16 protein-coding genes are annotated in these 18,089 nt (G+C 43.7%); 1 reads left to right on the top strand and 15 read right to left on the bottom strand.

Annotation, left to right across the window (positions count from 1 at the left end):
* Nucleotides 1-101: 101 nt before the first annotated feature.
* The 11 genes from I6E26_RS06125 to I6E26_RS06075 form a co-directional block, all read right to left on the bottom strand.
* On the bottom strand, nucleotides 102-491 hold the full coding sequence (locus tag I6E26_RS06125) for a methylglyoxal synthase (protein ID WP_235320969.1): 390 nt from the start codon (nucleotides 489-491) through the stop codon (nucleotides 102-104).
* 124 nt (nucleotides 492-615) lie between these two features.
* Nucleotides 616-1,698 carry a 3-dehydroquinate synthase gene (gene aroB / locus I6E26_RS06120; protein ID WP_235320968.1) on the bottom strand — a complete coding sequence of 361 codons (1,083 nt, stop codon included), beginning with the start codon at nucleotides 1,696-1,698 and terminating at the stop codon, nucleotides 616-618.
* A 20-nt stretch (nucleotides 1,699-1,718) separates the two neighbouring features.
* Complete coding sequence (locus I6E26_RS06115; protein ID WP_235320967.1) at nucleotides 1,719-2,126, bottom strand: response regulator; 408 nt, start codon at nucleotides 2,124-2,126, stop codon at nucleotides 1,719-1,721.
* A gap of 11 nt (nucleotides 2,127-2,137) precedes the next feature.
* A complete protein-coding gene (locus tag I6E26_RS06110; RefSeq protein WP_235320966.1) occupies nucleotides 2,138-3,889 on the bottom strand; it encodes a PAS domain-containing sensor histidine kinase in 1,752 nt (583 codons plus the stop codon).
* A gap of 1 nt (nucleotide 3,890) precedes the next feature.
* The gene (cheB, locus tag I6E26_RS06105; protein WP_235320965.1) at nucleotides 3,891-5,063 is read right to left on the bottom strand and encodes a chemotaxis-specific protein-glutamate methyltransferase CheB; all 1,173 of its coding nucleotides are present in this window, start codon (nucleotides 5,061-5,063) and stop codon (nucleotides 3,891-3,893) included.
* Nucleotides 5,064-5,070: 7 nt separating this feature from the next.
* The gene (locus tag I6E26_RS06100) at nucleotides 5,071-5,889 is read right to left on the bottom strand and encodes a CheR family methyltransferase (RefSeq protein WP_235320964.1); all 819 of its coding nucleotides are present in this window, start codon (nucleotides 5,887-5,889) and stop codon (nucleotides 5,071-5,073) included.
* 38 nt (nucleotides 5,890-5,927) lie between these two features.
* On the bottom strand, nucleotides 5,928-7,637 hold the full coding sequence (locus tag I6E26_RS06095; RefSeq protein WP_235320963.1) for a methyl-accepting chemotaxis protein: 1,710 nt from the start codon (nucleotides 7,635-7,637) through the stop codon (nucleotides 5,928-5,930).
* A 77-nt stretch (nucleotides 7,638-7,714) separates the two neighbouring features.
* Nucleotides 7,715-8,242 carry a chemotaxis protein CheW gene (locus tag I6E26_RS06090; protein ID WP_235320962.1) on the bottom strand — a complete coding sequence of 176 codons (528 nt, stop codon included), beginning with the start codon at nucleotides 8,240-8,242 and terminating at the stop codon, nucleotides 7,715-7,717.
* A 22-nt stretch (nucleotides 8,243-8,264) separates the two neighbouring features.
* Complete coding sequence (locus I6E26_RS06085) at nucleotides 8,265-10,469, bottom strand: chemotaxis protein CheW (protein WP_235320961.1); 2,205 nt, start codon at nucleotides 10,467-10,469, stop codon at nucleotides 8,265-8,267.
* Between the two features lie 292 nt (nucleotides 10,470-10,761).
* Nucleotides 10,762-12,039 (bottom strand): nickel-dependent lactate racemase, encoded by a 1,278-nt coding sequence (larA, locus tag I6E26_RS06080; protein WP_419179909.1) that lies wholly within the window; start codon nucleotides 12,037-12,039, stop codon nucleotides 10,762-10,764.
* Between the two features lie 106 nt (nucleotides 12,040-12,145).
* Nucleotides 12,146-13,141 (bottom strand): DHH family phosphoesterase, encoded by a 996-nt coding sequence (locus I6E26_RS06075; RefSeq protein ID WP_235320960.1) that lies wholly within the window; start codon nucleotides 13,139-13,141, stop codon nucleotides 12,146-12,148.
* A 223-nt stretch (nucleotides 13,142-13,364) separates the two neighbouring features.
* Here I6E26_RS06075 and I6E26_RS06070 point away from each other — a divergent pair, with 223 nt between their 5' ends.
* Nucleotides 13,365-13,628, top strand: coding sequence for a hypothetical protein (locus I6E26_RS06070; RefSeq protein WP_235320959.1), 264 nt, complete (start codon nucleotides 13,365-13,367; stop codon nucleotides 13,626-13,628).
* Nucleotides 13,629-13,677: 49 nt separating this feature from the next.
* Here the strand turns inward: I6E26_RS06070 and I6E26_RS06065 are convergent, their stop codons facing one another.
* The 4 genes from I6E26_RS06065 to xylB all read right to left on the bottom strand — a co-directional run bounded on the left by I6E26_RS06065 (nucleotide 13,678) and on the right by xylB (nucleotide 17,769).
* Nucleotides 13,678-14,694 (bottom strand): LacI family DNA-binding transcriptional regulator, encoded by a 1,017-nt coding sequence (locus I6E26_RS06065; protein WP_235320958.1) that lies wholly within the window; start codon nucleotides 14,692-14,694, stop codon nucleotides 13,678-13,680.
* A gap of 153 nt (nucleotides 14,695-14,847) precedes the next feature.
* Nucleotides 14,848-15,966: an IS200/IS605 family element RNA-guided endonuclease TnpB gene (tnpB, locus tag I6E26_RS06060; RefSeq protein WP_235320957.1), complete on the bottom strand. Its 1,119-nt coding sequence runs from the start codon at nucleotides 15,964-15,966 to the stop codon at nucleotides 14,848-14,850.
* A gap of 106 nt (nucleotides 15,967-16,072) precedes the next feature.
* Nucleotides 16,073-16,207, bottom strand: coding sequence for a hypothetical protein (locus I6E26_RS11220; protein WP_268824821.1), 135 nt, complete (start codon nucleotides 16,205-16,207; stop codon nucleotides 16,073-16,075).
* Between the two features lie 38 nt (nucleotides 16,208-16,245).
* Nucleotides 16,246-17,769 (bottom strand): xylulokinase, encoded by a 1,524-nt coding sequence (gene xylB, locus I6E26_RS06055; RefSeq protein WP_235320956.1) that lies wholly within the window; start codon nucleotides 17,767-17,769, stop codon nucleotides 16,246-16,248.
* Nucleotides 17,770-18,089 lie beyond the last annotated feature (320 nt).

The following is an 18,089-nucleotide window of genomic DNA, read 5'->3' as shown; positions in this document are numbered from 1 at the left end:
TGGGCACAGTACAAATATCAGCCAGCGTGCGTTTTTATAATTACACCGTGAGTTAGTATATCATAAACACTTCTACCATGCAAGCGTTATTTTTAGACAAATCACTGCTGATTATCTTCCAACTTTCTAGCTATGTACTTCAGCATAATATGGGCACTCTTTCTATTAGTGGCCAAAGGTATATTATGCACATCGCACAGACGCAGCAAAGCATTAATATCTGGCTCATGAGGCTGGGAAGTCAAGGGATCCCGCAAAAATACCACAAAATGTACCTTCTCCGTAGCCACCATAGCACCAATCTGCTGATCTCCTCCCAGAGGGCCAGACATCATAGTCTCCACATTCAAATGGAATTTCTCATTAATCAAGGTACCAGTAGTTCTAGTAGCCACCAAATGAAATTTGCTCAGCAAATCCTTATGATGCTCCACAAAATCCAGCATCTCTTCCTTTTTCTTATCGTGGGCAATCAAGGCTATAGTTTCCATACAAAATCCCCCTTTGCATTCTTCAATCTTTTTTCTAGCACGGCTTTATCATAAGTCCATTCAACCGACTTGTAAAGTAAGTTTTTTGTAAAATTAAACACATTATGCATAGGCTGCAGCTTAATTAAACAATCTTTTGCATGGCTCCCTTGACAATCTCTTCCGGTACATTGCTGTTACCGCAAACCTGGCCAATGGACTCCATCAAAATCCACTTTACCTTGCCCCCTACGGTTTTCTTATCATGGAAAATATCCCTATACAAATCCTCCACAGTGCAGCCTTGAGCCTTTATAGGCAAATGTAGTTTGAGAATCAAGCTGATAACTCTATCCACCACACTCTGGTCTATCATTCCCAAAGCCTTGCTGATATAGGCTGCACATACCATGCCAATAGCCACAGCCTCCCCGTGGTTATACTTAGTATAGCCTGTATTCTTCTCAATGGCATGAGCAGCAGTATGGCCAAAATTCAAAATGGCCCGCAGTCCCAGCTCCTTTTCATCCTGACTAACCACATCCGCCTTGATTTCGCAGGAACGGGCTGTCATATGAGCGGCAGCCTCATTGGCAAGGCTGGCAACCTGCTCTATATTATCCTCTAAATACTGGAAGAACCGGGCATCATAAATAATGCCATATTTAATAATCTCTCCCAGGCCGGTATAAATTTCCCGCTTAGGCAAGGTTTGCAGCGTATTCAAATCCATGAATACAGCCTTGGGCTGATAAAAGGCTCCAATAAGGTTTTTACCCAAAGGATGATTTACAGCCACCTTGCCGCCTACACTGGAATCCACCTGAGCCAATAGACTGGTAGGCACCTGTACAAAAGGGACTCCTCGCATATAGGAAGCTGCCACAAAGCCAGCCAAATCACCTACTACACCGCCACCCAAGGCAAAAACAGGAGATTTTCTATCCATACCTGTTTCAATACATTTGGTAAACAGCTTCTCTGCCATCTGCATGGATTTGGAGCTTTCACCAGCTGGAACCTCATATACTTCCACCTGCAGGCCTGCCTGCTGCAGCAAATCCTGCAGCCATTGTCCATAAATAGGCCCCACGTTGGTATCTGTAACAATCAATCCCTTGCCAGAAAAACATGCCTGCTGACAAAAATCCCTTATCTGCTGCTCCAACCCATTACCAATATATATATCATAGCTGTTCTTTCCCAGCTCTACAGGTACAATTCTCATTTTTCAACCCATCTTTCCTGTTAACCCTGTTTTTCCTCTATCAGACCTAGATTTCTCATTACCTCTTCCACCTTGTCTGTATCAACTGGCTTGGAAGCATATGCATCACAGCCCTGACGGAAAGCCTCATCCACATAGCCCACATCAGCCAAAGCGGTCATCATAATAATCTTTAAATGGTTCTCTTGGGATATGCCATGCTGCTTCTCCAACTGACGAATTACCTTCAAAACCTTCAGACCATCCACCTTTGGCATCATAATATCCAGGCACAGTAAATCATAACGATTATTCTGCTTAATGGAATCCATATACAAATCTACAGCTTCCATGCCATCTACAGCTATATCCACTTCACCATAGGACTGCATGAACTTTTGCAAAAAGCTGCGGCTAATACGATCATCCTCGGCTATCAAAATTCTCATTCTTCATCCTCCTAGCTGTTGAGCTTATCCTCACAGTACTTAAGTAAATCCATTATATCATCATCTGGCCCTAAGCTTACAGATTTTTCCATTTTCTCAGAGCTTTCTAATTTTTCCAATTCCGGAGGCAAAGCCTCTGCCTTAATATCATTCATATAGGGATTCAGGAAAACAGATTGATCCTTCAGCTCCATATCTGCCTTTTCCGCTTCTTTCAACGGTATAACAAAGGTAAATCTGCTGCCTACGCCTGGACTGGACATTACATGGATTTCTCCATACATGGCTGTTACCAATTCCTTGACAATAGTCAGTCCCAAACCAGTGCCCCCAAATTTTCTGGTGGTGGATCCATCCACCTGGCTAAATGGTTTGAACAGTCTTTCCTGCTCCTCTCTGGACATGCCGATACCAGTATCCTCCACATAAAATTCCAGCATAGTCCTAATACCTCGTCTGGCAATGGTACAGCCCAAGGTAATAGTGCCTGCACTGGTAAACTTAATGGCATTGGTTAAAAGATTGTGAAGAATCTGTCTCAACCGCAAAGGATCTCCCTTTATATAATGTGGCAAATTCGTACAATCAGGCCCCATAAACCTCAAGCCCTTGCCCTCAGCCAAATTAGCATGGACAGCAGCCACTCGATGCAAAAGGCCATGTAAATCCAAGTCTATATGCTCTATGGTCATTTTGCCATTTTCCAGCTTGGCATAATCCAAAATATCGTTAATGATTTTTAGCAAATCCTCAGAGCATTGCTTCGCCGCCTGAAGATTTTCCCGCTGCTCAGGATTCAGTCCTGTCCGCAGGGTGAGATTAATCATGCCAGTCATACCATTAATAGGAGTCCGTATTTCATGGCTCATATTAGCCAAAAACTGGGTTTTGGTATTACTGGCCTCCTCTGCCATACGGCGAGCCTCCATAAGCTCCTTTTCCCTCTGCTTGCGGCGGGATATGTCAATCATGGTAAGCACAATCTGCTTCTCATTTTCCTTCCATACCTGAGTCAGAAAAAACTGCAGCCACACCGGCTCTTCGGAAGCCTTGGTAATAACCGCAGCCACATACTCTGAGGAAAAACTATCGTCCAACACCGCAGCTTCAATATTATTGCGAATAATGCAGAATTTGCACTTATCCCCCTTGCCGCAGCCATAGGGCATACAATTAACGCATTGAAATACATCACCGAACTGTCTGCCAATAACCTCCTTATAGGTGCCTCCCAATATCTCCAGGGCAGATTCGTTTACCTCCACAATCTCGCCTCGAATGTTAAGACTGCAAATACCTATTTTGGCTGCCTCAAAAACAGACCGCATATAATATTGGTCACTTTCCACCTTATGAGCAATCCCCCGCAGCTTGGAAATATCTCTAAATACTGCACTGCAGCCTATAACCTCCCCCTTTTTGTTATGACGGGGAGAGCAGGTAGCAGATAGAAATACCGGCTCATCCTGATGCATAAGACCAATATTTTTACTAAGACCTACCGTTTTATCTTCCTTAATAGCTCTAGTCACAGGGCAAAAAAAGCTTTCCTGGGTTTCCAGATTCATCAATTTGCCTATCTGTTTAAAAAGAACAGGATTATCCGGCTGAAAGTGAAATTCGAAGATATCCTCTGCTGACTTATTCATATAGACAACTCTGCTGTCCTTATCTGTCAACACAAAGCCATCTGCCAAATTTCCCATAATGCCTTCCAGTTGATCAAAGGAAATATCCTCCGTCTGAACCGCCGAGTTTTCCACACTAACGCCTCCCCTGCCCATGCGCAACTGTAGTAATCATAGACGCAATGCCTGACAAAGGCAGCTGTCTTTCCACAGCTCCCTTTTCGTAGGCCGCCCGAGGCATACCATAAACCACACAGCTGGCCTCATCCTGCCCTATAGTAGCAGCCCCTTGCTGCCGCATTTTCAACAAGCCATTGGCTCCATCTGCTCCCATACCTGTAAGGATAACCCCCAGAGCATTGTTGCCTATCTGATCTGCCACGGAATCAAAAAGCACATCTACAGAAGGACAATGTCCATTAACCTTAGGCCCATGATTCACATCCAGCTGCATATTGCCACCAAAGTTCTTCACCTTCATCTGTTTATCCCCTGGAGCTACATAGGCCCAATTAGGCTCCAATTTATCACCATTTTGGGCTTCCTTAACAGAAATATGACATTCATTATGCAATCTATCGGCAAATAACTTCGAAAACATAGGAGGTATATGCTGTACAATAACAATAGGTGGCAGAGGTGGTACCAATTCCTTCAGTACCTTAGCCAGAGCTTCTGTTCCACCTGTGGAAGCACCAATAGCTATCAAATCTATCTTAGCACTGGTTTTTCCCTTAACCTCTACAACAGGAATCTGCTTTGATGTAGGTCTAACATGAGGATTTTCTTCACCATACTCCAGGATAGCATAGTCAACCTTGGGCTTGTTACAGGCATCTGCCTGCCGCACCAGCTCCTCCACCTGAGCCATATCCATCTGGCTTTCTATTTTCCTTTGTCTAACCTGGTCAGCTGACAAATCTCCATATTCCTTAGCCATCTTTACCTCAGCAGCCAAACCATCCAAATAAGAACCACTGCCCAAGGTTGTAGAAGGCTTTTCCAGAAATGAAAAGGCTCCTGCCTCCATAGCCAAGGATTTGTAGACAGGTCGCGAGCTAGATACCACTGTAGGTAAATTATATTGAACTATCAAACGCCGCAAAAACTCAATACCATTCATATTAGGCATTTCCACATCCAGAACCATTACATCTGGATCAAAGGAAAGTATCTTATCTCTGGCAGCAAAAGGATCCCCAGCTTTCTCTACCTGGGTTCCCACAGGCAAACGGCTTTTCAAACCTCTTGCCACAACCTCCCTGAACAACAAGGAATCATCCACTATCAAAATTTTTATTGCTTCCATATTGGGCTCACTTCTTTCGATAAACTGACGGCATCACATACTCAAAAGGAGCCGACTGTCTGTCAATTACCTCGGAGTGTCCCACAAACAGAAAACCTCCCGGTTCCAGGAAGTCATAAAATTTCCGCACCAGGGAATCACGAGTCTCGGTATCAAAATATATCATTACATTGCGACAAAATATTACATGAAAAGGCTTTTTAAAAGGAAAAACCGGATTCATAAGATTAAATCTGCGATACAGCACCTGCTGTTGCAGATTTTGCGAAACCTGCCAATCTCCAGTAGCAAGCTTGTGAAAGAACTGCCCCTTCCACTGAGGTGGCAGTCCCCTCACAGCCTCGTCTGTATAAATCCCTCTACGGGCTGTATCCAATATTTCCTGAGATAAATCTGTAGCCAAGAGAGTGGTATCCCACTGAGGTCCCTGCAAAGCAAAGAATTCTGACATAATCATAGCCAAAGTATAGGATTCCTCTCCGCTGGAGCAGGCTGCACACCAGGTCCGGACATCTCCATCCTTTATGGTGGAAGCCAGATATGGCAACACCTGCTTGCTATAGAAATTAAAATGATCCGCTTCCCTCATAAAGAAGGTATGATGGGTAGTGATAGCCTCCGCCAGCAGATTCATGGCTGTGCCGGAGGCATCCTCCCTAACATAATGCAGGAAATCTGTTTCGTCAGCAAACCCGGCTTCATTTATATGATTGTTCAATAGCTTGAACAACCTTGACTCCAACAAAGCCTTTTTTTCTATAGGCAGCTGAATACCAAAATTATCCTGTACCACCTGAGCATACTGTTGGAATAAAGCTTCCTGCATATATCAACCACTCCTATTTAGTCCCTTGGTAAAAAGCTTTAATACTTACCAAAGCCCTCATCGTCAGTCAGGGCAATGGTTCTTGGCTTTACGCCTGGCTTGGCAGGCACAACAGCCGGCTGTCTGCCTGCACTGGTCAAATCCGGCTTCTGAATAGCGTAGCCTCCATTGCCACCATAGAAGCTGCCTCCGCTGTTGGACAGACGGAATTTACCTACACTGGCTCTCATAATATCTGCCTGCTGGTTCAGATGCTGGCTAGCAGTAGCTGCCTCCTCAGAAGTAGAGGAATTAGCCTGGACAACCTGAGATACCTGCTGTACACCCTGATTAATCTGCTCCAAGGCCAGCTTCTGCTCATTGGAAGCCTTGGCAATATTAGCTACAATATCAGCTACAGAGGATACATCCCCCACAATAGCATTCAGCGCCTCGGCAGTCTTGTGAGCAATCTCCCGGCCAGTCTCTACCTTTTCCATAGAGCCTTCAATCATATCAGTAGTTTCCTTGGCAGCCTTGGCACTACGGGCGGCCAGATTACGAACCTCCTCAGCCACTACAGCAAAGCCCTTACCATGCTGGCCAGCACGGGCAGCCTCTACAGCGGCATTCAAGGCCAAAATATTGGTCTGGAAGGCAATTTCATCAATAACCTTGATAATCTTGGAAATATTAGCAGAGGAAGCATTAATCTCCTCCATAGCAGAAAGCATTTCCTGCATATCCTCATTGCCCAGCTGAGCCTTCTCCTTGGTGCCTACAGTCAAATCATTTGCCTTTTCAGCATTCTGAGCATTGCTGGCAGTCTGAGAAGCAATCTCCGCAATGGAAGCAGACAACTGCTCTACAGAAGCAGCCTGCTGAGAAGCACCCTGAGAAAGAGCCACGCTGGCATCGGATACGTTACGAGCACCTGCAGCTACCTGATCTGCTCCCTGATTAATCTCTAACAGTACCTTATGCACACGCTGACGCATAATCTCAAAGCTGGCAGCTACATCTCCCAACTCGTCACCGGTACTGGTAACAACCTCAGTGACCAAATCACCTTCAGCAATTCTATCTGCAGACTGGCCCAGCTGACTTAAACGCTTCTTTACATCCTGATTAAACAGGAACCCTGCTGCAGAGGATACTACCAGCAAAAAGAGAGTAATCAGTATAATATTTCGCACATCGGAGTTCATCTCCTCAGTAGCAGCCTTATCCCGGCTCTGCGCTGAGGAATACCCCATATCTGCTATTTCCTCTAACTGGTTGGCTATATCTCCCTCCAGCTTGGCAAACTTGGCAGAAGCTGCTGCCTGAGCCTCTGGGCTCTGCACCTGTCCTGCCTGCTTTGCCTTCAAGGCTGCCACAGTCTCCTGACGGAAAACATTATAGTTATTGGTAACATTGGCAATCATAGCCTTAGCAGAGTCACTACGAGCAGATTCCTGCAGCTTCTTTAGATTTTCCTCTGTATTATCCAAATCCTTTTCCATAGCAGCAGTAAACATCTGCATCTTGGCTGGGTCCTGTGCATTCAATCCCAACAGCATATTTACTCTGGCATCATTGAAATGCATCCCCATTTCATAAGCATTACAGCTAGCCATAACATCATCAGCCATAATTGCCTCATAGGTAGTATCATTTTCCTTAACCACAGATATACCATAATAAGCAATACCAGCTATCAAGAACTCCAGAATGACCATAAAAACCATTAACTTAGTGCCGATTTTCATATTCTTAAAAAACATCATGTTATATATCCCCCTCAATCCACATTATTTCAGCTGACCTCCCTGTCAACCGTATAAGAGGCAATTTTTACCTCGCCTTAAGCCTGTGCTTCATTTTCTGTGGCTGCATCCTCATACTCACCGGCTGTATTTCCCAAGATTTCTTCGTCCTCACCAGAAAACAGCTTTTCCCAATCCAGCAGCATAACCACATTGGAAGCCAGCTTGCCGATTCCCCGAATATATTTATTCTGAGATGCCTTTAAATCTGGAGGTGGTACTACATCCTGTTCCCGAATGTCCAATACCTCAGCCACTCCATCTACAATAAGGCCAATAAGCACATCATGGATTTCCACGACCACAATACAGGTTCTATCTGTATATTCCCGGAACTGGCGGCGGAATCTCAGCCGCATATCCACCACGGGGATAATCTTGCCTCGCAGATTGATAATTCCCTTTACATACTCTGGCACCTCTGGCACGCTGGTAATCTTCTGAATGCCAATGATTTCTATCACCACACTAATGTCAATACCATAAACCTCATCCCCTAATGTAAAAGTCAGGTATTTATCCTTAAGCGTGTCCTCCTCTTCCAGAATATTCTTCTCATCCTCCACAAAAATTCCTCCTTCCCAACATTTAGGAATAAATCATGTGGTGCAGCCTTTGAGGATCTAATATCAAACTGATACTGCCATCTCCCAACAAGGTGCAGCCACTAATGCCTGTTGTATTCATTACTTTGCTAATATAGGCCGGCACAGGCTTAACCACAATTTCCTGTACTCCCAGCAAACGGTCTGCCAAAACCCCAAAGGTTCTATCTCCTGCCTCCAAAAGCATGACAACACCCTCTGTAGGCTCTGTAACGGCATCTTCAATATTGTACAGCTCATTAAGGCGAACCACAGGACAGCACTTCTCCTGTACCATAATCATTTCCTGTCCCTCTGGATCTCTAAAAATCTGTCCTGGAGCAGGCCTAAAGGAGCGGCTGATACTACTAATAGGTATGGTAAAGCTGGACTGGCCTACAGTAACAGACATACCATCAATAATCGCCAAGGTTAAAGGAATCCGAATGGTAGTTAAACTGCCCTGACCTGGGTTGCTATCCACCAATACATGGCCTCCCAAGGCCTTAATATTGGAAACCACCACATCCATGCCAACACCACGACCTGAGAACTCTGTTACCTTTTCCTTGGTAGAGAAGCCAGGAGCAAAGATAAAGGAATAAATCTCCCCATCTGTATATTCCTCCTCTGGTCTAGTCAAAAGACCATTCTTTCTGGCTCTATCCAAAATCTTTTCCTTGTTCAGGCCGCCGCCATCATCCTTGATTTTGATAACAACCTCGCCGCCAGCATTTTCAGCTGACAGCACAACAGTACCCATTTCGTTTTTGCCAGCTTCCTTACGCACCTCTGGCATTTCAATACCGTGGTCAATGGAATTGCGGACAATATGCATCAATGGATCAGAAATATGCTCATTAATATTTTTATCAACCTCAGTATCCTGACCAACCAATACCAATCTGGCCTTTTTCCCCAGCTTCTTGGTCATATCCCGGACAATGCGGTTCATCTTCTTGAATGTACCATCCAAAGGCACCATGCGGAGAGACATAACACTATCCTGCAGCTCTCCATTTATCTTGTGCAACTGGCGGGCTGCCTTTTGGAAATTATCCAGTTCAAGGCCTGCCAAATCTGGATTCTGTACCACCATAGCCTCAGCAATAACCAGCTCGCCAACCAAATCCATCAGCCTATCCAGCTTGTCCACCCGAACGCTAATCATCTGACTGCCTTCCCCATGATGTACTGGCTTGTTGCTGCCCTGGGATGGCATAGGTGCTGGCCCAGAGGTCTGGCCTGGCAATATGGAAGCAGGCGGATTAGCGTTATCGGCCTCCTCTTGTGCTTCATTTTCAGAAGAAGTTGGCAATTTCGGCTTGATAGGATCTGTATTCTCTAGAGCATTAATAGACACTGTCTCAGGACTTGGCCAATATTCGCACTCCGCTATGCTATTCAGTTCTTTCAGCTCCAGCTTCTCCAAGAAGATGGTCTGATCCAATTCCTTTTCTATCTGCTCATAATTCAGCTTAGTGGTAAAGAACAACCGGAAACCTAGAGATTTTATCGTATCTGCTGCTGTATCATCCTCCAGAATTTTTTCTGGCAGATTATGTATCTCTATAACCTTATCCTTTAAGTTGTTCAACACACCAAAAGCCCGGACTTCTTCCATTTCACAGCCATCCTGAAAAAACACGGTAGCTGCAAAAATATGAACACCCTCTCCTGGACTACCATCAGCATTGGTCCCCTTGTCAGGCTCAGGCTGTTTAGCCGCACCAATGTAATACTGTTTTGGCTTTGGCTTCTGCTGTCCGGCATTTTTCACCTTGCGCAAATCCACATCTGGATCATCGCCGTTAGCAATTTTCATTTCCCGCAGGAAATTCTTCGTATACTCCCTTAGCTCCTGGCTGCTGGCATCAGGCTGAGCCCCGCCATCCAGCTTGTCCATTTCAATACGGATAAAATCTACTGCATTCAGCACAATATCCGTAATAGCAGTTGCATCCACCTTTTGCGGATGCAGCTCTCTGATGTAGTAGAATATATCCTCTACTGAGTGTGCCAAGGTTGACACCTCATCAAACATCATCATGGCTGCCGATCCCTTTATGGTGTGCATTGCACGAAAAATCTCATTTACATCATCTACACTGAAACCACCATTTTCTTCACTAGCCAAAGATATTTGCTCCAGCTGCTCCAAAAATTGTCTGGTTTCGTAGATAAACACTTCCACCATAGGTTCTGCCACACACTCATCCCCTATCTATTTTCTATATTTCCATCCTATACAGATTGTTGTACATTCCGTACAAATTACATTATACAATAAATCATCCTAAAAGCCCAAATTTTTATGCTATAATTTTATATTCAACAATAAATAAAAAAATCCTGCTAATTAAATAAAATTTTAAAGGATTTTAGCAACAAAAAAAGTATCAAAATTTTAGGAATACTACCCTCCCAGATTTTGATACTTTTTATGGATTTTTAGCTATATGTTTTTATTTTCTACTTGAATCACAAAGCAGCATATAAACCTATTGTCTCACAATCACAGAAACACCGTCAGGAATCACCACTACCCCTGCATCCTTGCCTTTCAATTCAAAGGCACGCTGCAAAGCATCCTCAAAGGTATAGGCATGCTCCATATGCATTTCCTTTATCATCTCAGGACTGCACATATCCGTTACCATAATAACTGTGAATTTATCCAAAATTCTAGCCAGAATCTGCATTTCCCACTGATCCGGAATAGTCTCATTCCGTGGCACTTTGGCTATGCGATCCAGCAAGGCACGAGGACTTTCTACATCTCGCAAATTTTCATAGAAAGACTGTCCACCATGGCCATCATTGCAAGCAGAAACCATAATAATAACGCCGTCTTTCTTGCAATTAGCCTCAGCAGCTGTCATTCCCTTAACGGACTGATAGATATTCTGATCCAGAGGGTAACCTCCATTGGTAGTAACCACAATATCCGCTGGCTGGGCCTTAACCTCTGCCATCTTCAAAACATATTCACATCCCGTAAGATGTGCCTTCTCGCTATCCCCTGCAAAAGCAGCAATAACCTTCTTCTCTGCATTAATAACCACATTCAAAATAAAGGCCAAACCTGCCTGCTGAGCCGCATAAAGCATATCCTTGTGAATAGGATTATTCTTCAAAATACCAGTTCTGGCATAAGGACTGGCAATAAATTCACTGCAATGATTGGCCATTACCGTAGTGGCAGAAGCAATACCTGGCAATACGCTCTTCCGTCCCCCTGAGAAGCCTGCAAAAAAATGTGATTCTATAAAGCCCTCAGCAATCAGTAAATCTGCTTCCACTGCCAATTTGTTAATCTTCAAAGCTCCACCGGAAGGCAGCTTGCCCAAATCTGCCATAGCTGCATCATCCTGAGAATCATGCACCACGATTTTCTCCTCATTAACTATTTTCTCACCGTATTTCTGTACCAACTCCTCATGGGTAGTAGCACGATGAAAACCTGTAGCAATAAGAATGGTAATATCTATATCCGGATTGGCTTCCCGTAGTCTTCTCAACAATATAGGCATGGTAACATGACTAGGTACAGGTCTAGTATGATCACTAGAAATAATAACCACATTTTTCTTATCTTTGGCCAGCTCCTCCAGAGATGGACTACCTATGGCATTATCCAGTGCCCGTTCCACAATTTCCTGCTCTGTCCCCTCCATAACGCAATCAGCTGGATGGCTCTCCAACACTCCCTGAAAATTAGCATCTGGAATTTCAATATTCATTTGGATTTTGTTGTAAGGAATCTGTAACTTCATCATCTCTAACCTCCTATAAAGAAACTGTATTGCATTCACGCTCGCTTTATCTCATTATATATTTATTTCCTTTTTTTAGCAACAAAAACACAAATTGTTTTGAATTACTTTAGAGATTTTTATTTTCTTTAGCCAATCTAACTTCCTGTAGGAAATTTTCCCTAATGGTTTCTACCAAGGTCTGAAACTGGCTATCTGTCCCAGTAAAAGGCACAAATCCTCCTGCCATAATCTGATGTCCTCCACCAGAACCAAGCCCCGCCAAGGACTTGGCTGTTATCCGCCCAGCATCCAATCCATTAATAGAGCGAACGGAGTACTTCAAACCCTTATTCTTCCGGGAATATACCACACAGAAAGAAACCTCCCGCAGACTCAGAATAAAATCTGACACCGAAGCCACCAAAGCCTCCTGGCAATTCTCTCCGGCAAAGGCAAAGGCTACATTGCCATCATAAAGCTGAATACTTTCAGTAGCCTTGGCGTAAGCCTGCAAATCCGAAAACTCCAGCTCAGAATTTTCCAAATAATAAATAACATCCTTATCACAAAGAGGGAAAAGCTTATTCAGCATATCCATATCCAGTTGGCTGACACCTCTGGAAAGCTTAGCCGTATCACTGCGAATGCCAAAGGCTAATGCCAAGGCTGTTTTATTGTCCATAGGCACATCATTATCAAAAAAATAACTGGCAATCATGGAAGCACAAGCTCCTACCTCTGGCCGAATATCTGCAAAGCGGTATTCTGCCGGAATAAAGATAGGATGATGATCTATACTAGCTATTTCCTCCCCGGTAATATCCTCAATATTGCCGTTGAATTTCTGGGCATCCACTAGAATAACCTCGTCATCCCCCTGCAAAGCCTCATTTATATCCACCAGCTTACTGAACTTTATATTTAGCTTATCTATAATATAATTAGTGTTAAATCTCTCTATGGCGCCCTGATAACAAACCGTAGCCTTCACATCAAAATATTTCAACAACTGCTGAAGTCCATAGGCCGAAGCAATGGCATCTGGATCTGGAAAATTATGCGTCTGTATATAAACATGCTTGTGGGTAATAGCCTTTAACAGCTTTTCCAAATTCTCAGTCATATGGTTCTCCTTTTAATTTCAATATAAAATAATACACTACCGAATATTATACATCATTTCTCCGGATAATACCTCAAGTTTTTATTTTGTTTTACTTTTTTAACCATTTTTCCTATCTTAATAAACTTTGCGGAAAAATATAGGCCGAGGATTTTCAAACAGTGACAAATTTGCTATAATATTTCTATATATTGAAAAAATACTTTTGAAGGAATGTGATCGAATGATACCTGAGAAATTTATGCAGATTGGTGCCGCCATTATGCAGAATCCAGAAATGCTTCAGAAGCTTTCTGCTGCCAAAAGCCCACAGGAGGCATTTGAGGTTGTACAGCCACTTCTAGGCGATATGACTCTGGAGGAATTTTTAGCTGCTGCTGCCACCTTGGCTCCTATGATTCCAGCAGACCTGACTGATGAACAGTTAGATGCTATGCCTGCTGGCAATATTATCCGTGCCTTCCGTGGCTGGGTAAAGGAATTATAATAATAAGGACTTCCACCAAAAGGCGGAAGTCCTATTTTTATACCTTAAATTATAAATTTTCCAATAATTTGATTTCATTCTTTACCAGATATTCATCATATCGAGGCTGACGGCCATTAATCAGATATTCAAAGGCCACCTCCATAGCTCTTCTGCCCTGACGATATGGATGCTGATAGATAACAGCTGTAATAATGCCATTTTTCATCATTTCTACAGTGGTGGGTACGCTATCTACGGCTATGACCATTGGCCTTTTGGCCACTGGCAATTCCATAACAGCACGGCAGGCTCCGTATACACCGCCAGCAGCCAGATAAAGGGCTGTAATATTGGGATTCTCTGCCAGCATAGCCTTGGTTCTATCGTAGGAACAAATATCATCATCCTCATTTTCCACCACTGCGGCCACATGAAAATCAGGCAATGAATCCATGCGTTGGCAAAACCCTTCCAATCGTTTGCAATGGCCTAATACCTGTCTATCTCCCAGCACAATACCAACATTTGCCCTGGCCTTAGTCAAAGCCGCCAGCAAAGCACAGGCTGTAATACCACTATTCTCATAATCAGCCCCTACATAGCAATGTCTTTTGGTAGTAGAGGCATCATTATTCACCGTAACTATGAATTTTCCCTCATCCACCAATTTATCCAAGGCCTCTCGAATAGACTCATCATCAATAGGATTAATAATTAAGGCCTCTACACTTTGGCTAACCCTATTTAGTATATCAAGCTGAATTTTGGCATTATATCCCTTCATGGTGTATAGCTCCATCTTTAACCCATAGCTGCTATAAAATTCAGCAGAGGTCTGCAGCCCTCTGATTACCTCATCAAAAAAGGGATTTCCCTCAGAAGGTAAAATAACCGCCACATGAGACTGTTTTTTGCGGGCTGCCAGCGCCTTGCCAGCGGGATTTGGCTCATAGCCCAGCTCCTTGGCAATCTGCATGATATGAGCAGCGGTTTCGGTGCTAACCCTGCCCCTGCCATGCATTACTCTATCTACTGTACCACGAGAAACACCGCACAGCTCGGCAATTTTTTGCATTGTTACCATAAAAATACCCCTTTCATCATTTGACACTCCCCATGCCTAAAGGCAGGGGGTTCTTGGTTCCTTGAGCACTGCATATAGGCCGTGGCATATATGTCTTACACACTCTCCCCAAGCGTAGATTTCCGTGTGTCCCACGGTATTTTATTCTTTAGCTTATGCTGATTTCTGCATTTCCAAGGCTTTTCTTAAAATATTCCTAGCGGCGTTTACATCCCTGTCATGCTGGGTATTGCACTGTGGACAAGTCCATTTACGAATACCAAGATTCTTTGTAGCCTTATTCTGATAGCCACAGCAGGAACAGGTCTGGCTTGACGGATAGAAAGTATCCACCTTCACCACATCACAGCCATAGAACTTGGCCTTGTATTCCAGCATACGGAAAAACTCAGCCCAGCTTACATCAGATATGGCCTTGGCCAATTTGTGATTTCTCAACATATTCTTAATCTTTAGGTTTTCTACTGCAATCAGCTGATTTTCCCTTACAAGCTTAGTTGATTCCTTATGCAGGAAATCTTTGCGGATATTGGCTATCCTTTCTTGTAATCTGGCCACCTTGATTCTAGCCTTGTTGCGGTTATTACTGCCCTTGGCCTTTCTTGACAGGCTTCTATGCAGACATTTTAGCTTTTTCTCCATTCCTTTCAAAATACGTGGATTGGCTACAGTATTTCCTTGGTCATCGGAACAGAAGTCTTTTATACCAACATCAATGCCAATCTGTTGACCATTATTCCTGCCCAGCAACAACTCAATATCCATCTCTACGCACAATGAAACAAAGTATTTTCCCGATGCGGTACGGCTGACTGTGGCATTTAGGATGCGCCCCTCAAATTCTCTTGATAGCTTGGTTTTCACTATGCCGATTCTGGGGAGCTTGATATTGCCATCAATGATACGGATAACCCCTGACTGGTTTCTGGTACGATAGGACTGATTGTAGCTGTGCTTAGACTTGAATTTTGGATAGCCAGACTGCTTTTTAAAGAAATTCTGAAATGCTCTGTCCAAATTTCTCAGGGCTTCCTGCAAAGCCATACTGTCAACAGATTTCAACCATACGAAGTCTGGATGGCATTTAAGTTCTGTCAGCAAACGGCTTGACTTTACATAGGTTACAGACTCACGCTTTTCCTGCCAGCTATCTCGTCTGACAGCAAGAAAATGATTATACACAAAGCGCGCACATCCCAATGTCTGATTTATGAATTTTTGTTGCTCTGCATTTGGATATATTCTAAACTTGAAACCCTTTGCGTACTTCATTTTCTCACCTCTTTCAGAAATTATGTTTGTGTGTATATTTTATCATATTTACAGAAAACATACAATCGAACAGCAAGAAAAATCACTAGCATTTTTTTGTCCACCGTCAATTGCTTACGCAAATTAGGTGGACACGCCTTATATCCCCATGTCTAAAGCCAGGGGTTTTACGGCGTTTTCTGATAAACATCCTTACTCTAGCAGCACGCTTTTCTGCTGCAGCATTAACATTTTCTCTCATTTTATTAACCCCTCTAAAAAATACACACTTACTACAACTTACAGCTGAGCTAACTCCTCATAGCAGTCCTTAAGCTGTACATACAACTTCTTGTACAGGGCATGGCCCTTTTCATAATATGCCTTGCTAGCTGGCTCTGGCTGACAATAGGTTTCCTGAGCAATAAACTGACGGCAGGCACTCTGAACATCGTTAAAGATACCAGCTCCTACACCAGCCAGAATAGCTACCCCCAAGGCTGGCCCCTCCTGAGCTTTAATGGTCTTAACCTCACAGCCGTACATATCTGCCAGCATCTGGCGCCAGATTTTGCTCTTGCCACCACCGCCACAGGCCATCATTTCGCTTACGTCCACCTGCATTTCTCTCAATATATCCAAACAGTCAGACAGCGAATAACTTACACCCTCCATAACTGCTCTCAGCATATCTGCTTTGGTATGAATAGCAGACAAACCAAAGAAGACGCCTCGGCAATTCGGATTAAGATGTGGAGTACGCTCTCCCATTAAATATGGCAGATAAAGCAAACGACGGCTGCCAATAGGTACATTCTCCACGTCCTGATTGATTAAATCATAGGAATCTACACCCTGTTTCTCAGCCTCTTCCTTATAAAATTCGGCTAGGTTATCTCTAAACCATTTCAGGGAAAGACCGGCTGCCTGAGTAACCCCCATAACGTGCCAACAACCAGGTACAGCACAGCAGAAAGTGTGAACTCTGCCCTTTGGATCAATCCGTGGCTCACTGGTATGAGCAAAAACTACACCGCTCGTACCAATGGTGGTAAAGGCCCTGCCATCTTCCACAATACCAGTACCTACAGCAGCAGCAGCATTATCTCCTGCACCACCTACCACTACAGTGCCAACAGCCAAGCCGGTTTTAGCAGCAAATTCGGAAGTTATTGTACCGGTAACTTCTGGAGATTCATATACCTTAGGCAGCAGATCTGCATCAATTTCCAGCTTGTCCAGAATCTCCTGAGACCAGCAACGATTTGGTACATCGAGAAGCTGCATACCGCTGGCATCTGATACCTCTGTAGCATATTCCCCGGTCATGCAGAAACGAATATAATCCTTTGGCAACAGGATGTGACGGCAACGGCGATAATTTTCTGCCTCGTGGTTTCTTACCCACAGAATCTTGGAAGCTGTAAAACCTGTCAGGGCAGGGTTAGCTGTAATCTCAATCAGACGCTGAGCACCAACCTTTGTAGTTATTTCCTGACATTCCTTGCCAGTACGCTGGTCACACCAGATAATAGATGGCCTGATAACCGTATTGTCTTTATCCAGCATAACCAAACCATGCATCTGACCAGAGAGACCAATGCCTTTTACATCCTCCTTGGCTACACCGGATTCGATCATAATCTTTTTGATGGTGGCTTCTACAGCGTTGGCCCAATCTGTAGGCTCCTGCTCAGCCCAGCCATTTTGTGGCTGATAAAGTGGATATTCCTGAGATGCAGATGCTACTACTTCACATTTTTCATTGAATAAAACTGTCTTGGTAGCTGATGTACCAATATCAATGCCGATTAAATATCTCATTGTTCCTCTCCTCTACTAACCCAAAAATTAAAGCGTGAATTAGGCTGTCCCCCGACTTTAGCATTTTTGCTTTGGCATTAGCAGTTTACCCTGACTTTGGCATTTCTGCTTTGCGTTCCCGTGCACGCTTTTTATGTAAAAGAATATACCACACTAGTAAACAAGAGTCAACAATTTATTTTTTTCTTTTGCAAAATTTTGATTTATCGAGCTAAATGCTAATCTTAGCAATGGCATACATATACGATTTCTGTAGGCATGGCATATACCCTTACAGGCACGCTCGCGCTATATTGATGTGCAAAACTATCCCCTATTAA

Source organism: Anaerovibrio lipolyticus (genome assembly GCF_021531495.1).
Classification (GTDB): Bacteria; Bacillota; Negativicutes; order Selenomonadales; family Selenomonadaceae; genus Anaerovibrio.
Note: the sequence above shows the minus strand (reverse complement) of the source record. Positions and strands in the feature narration are given on the sequence as shown.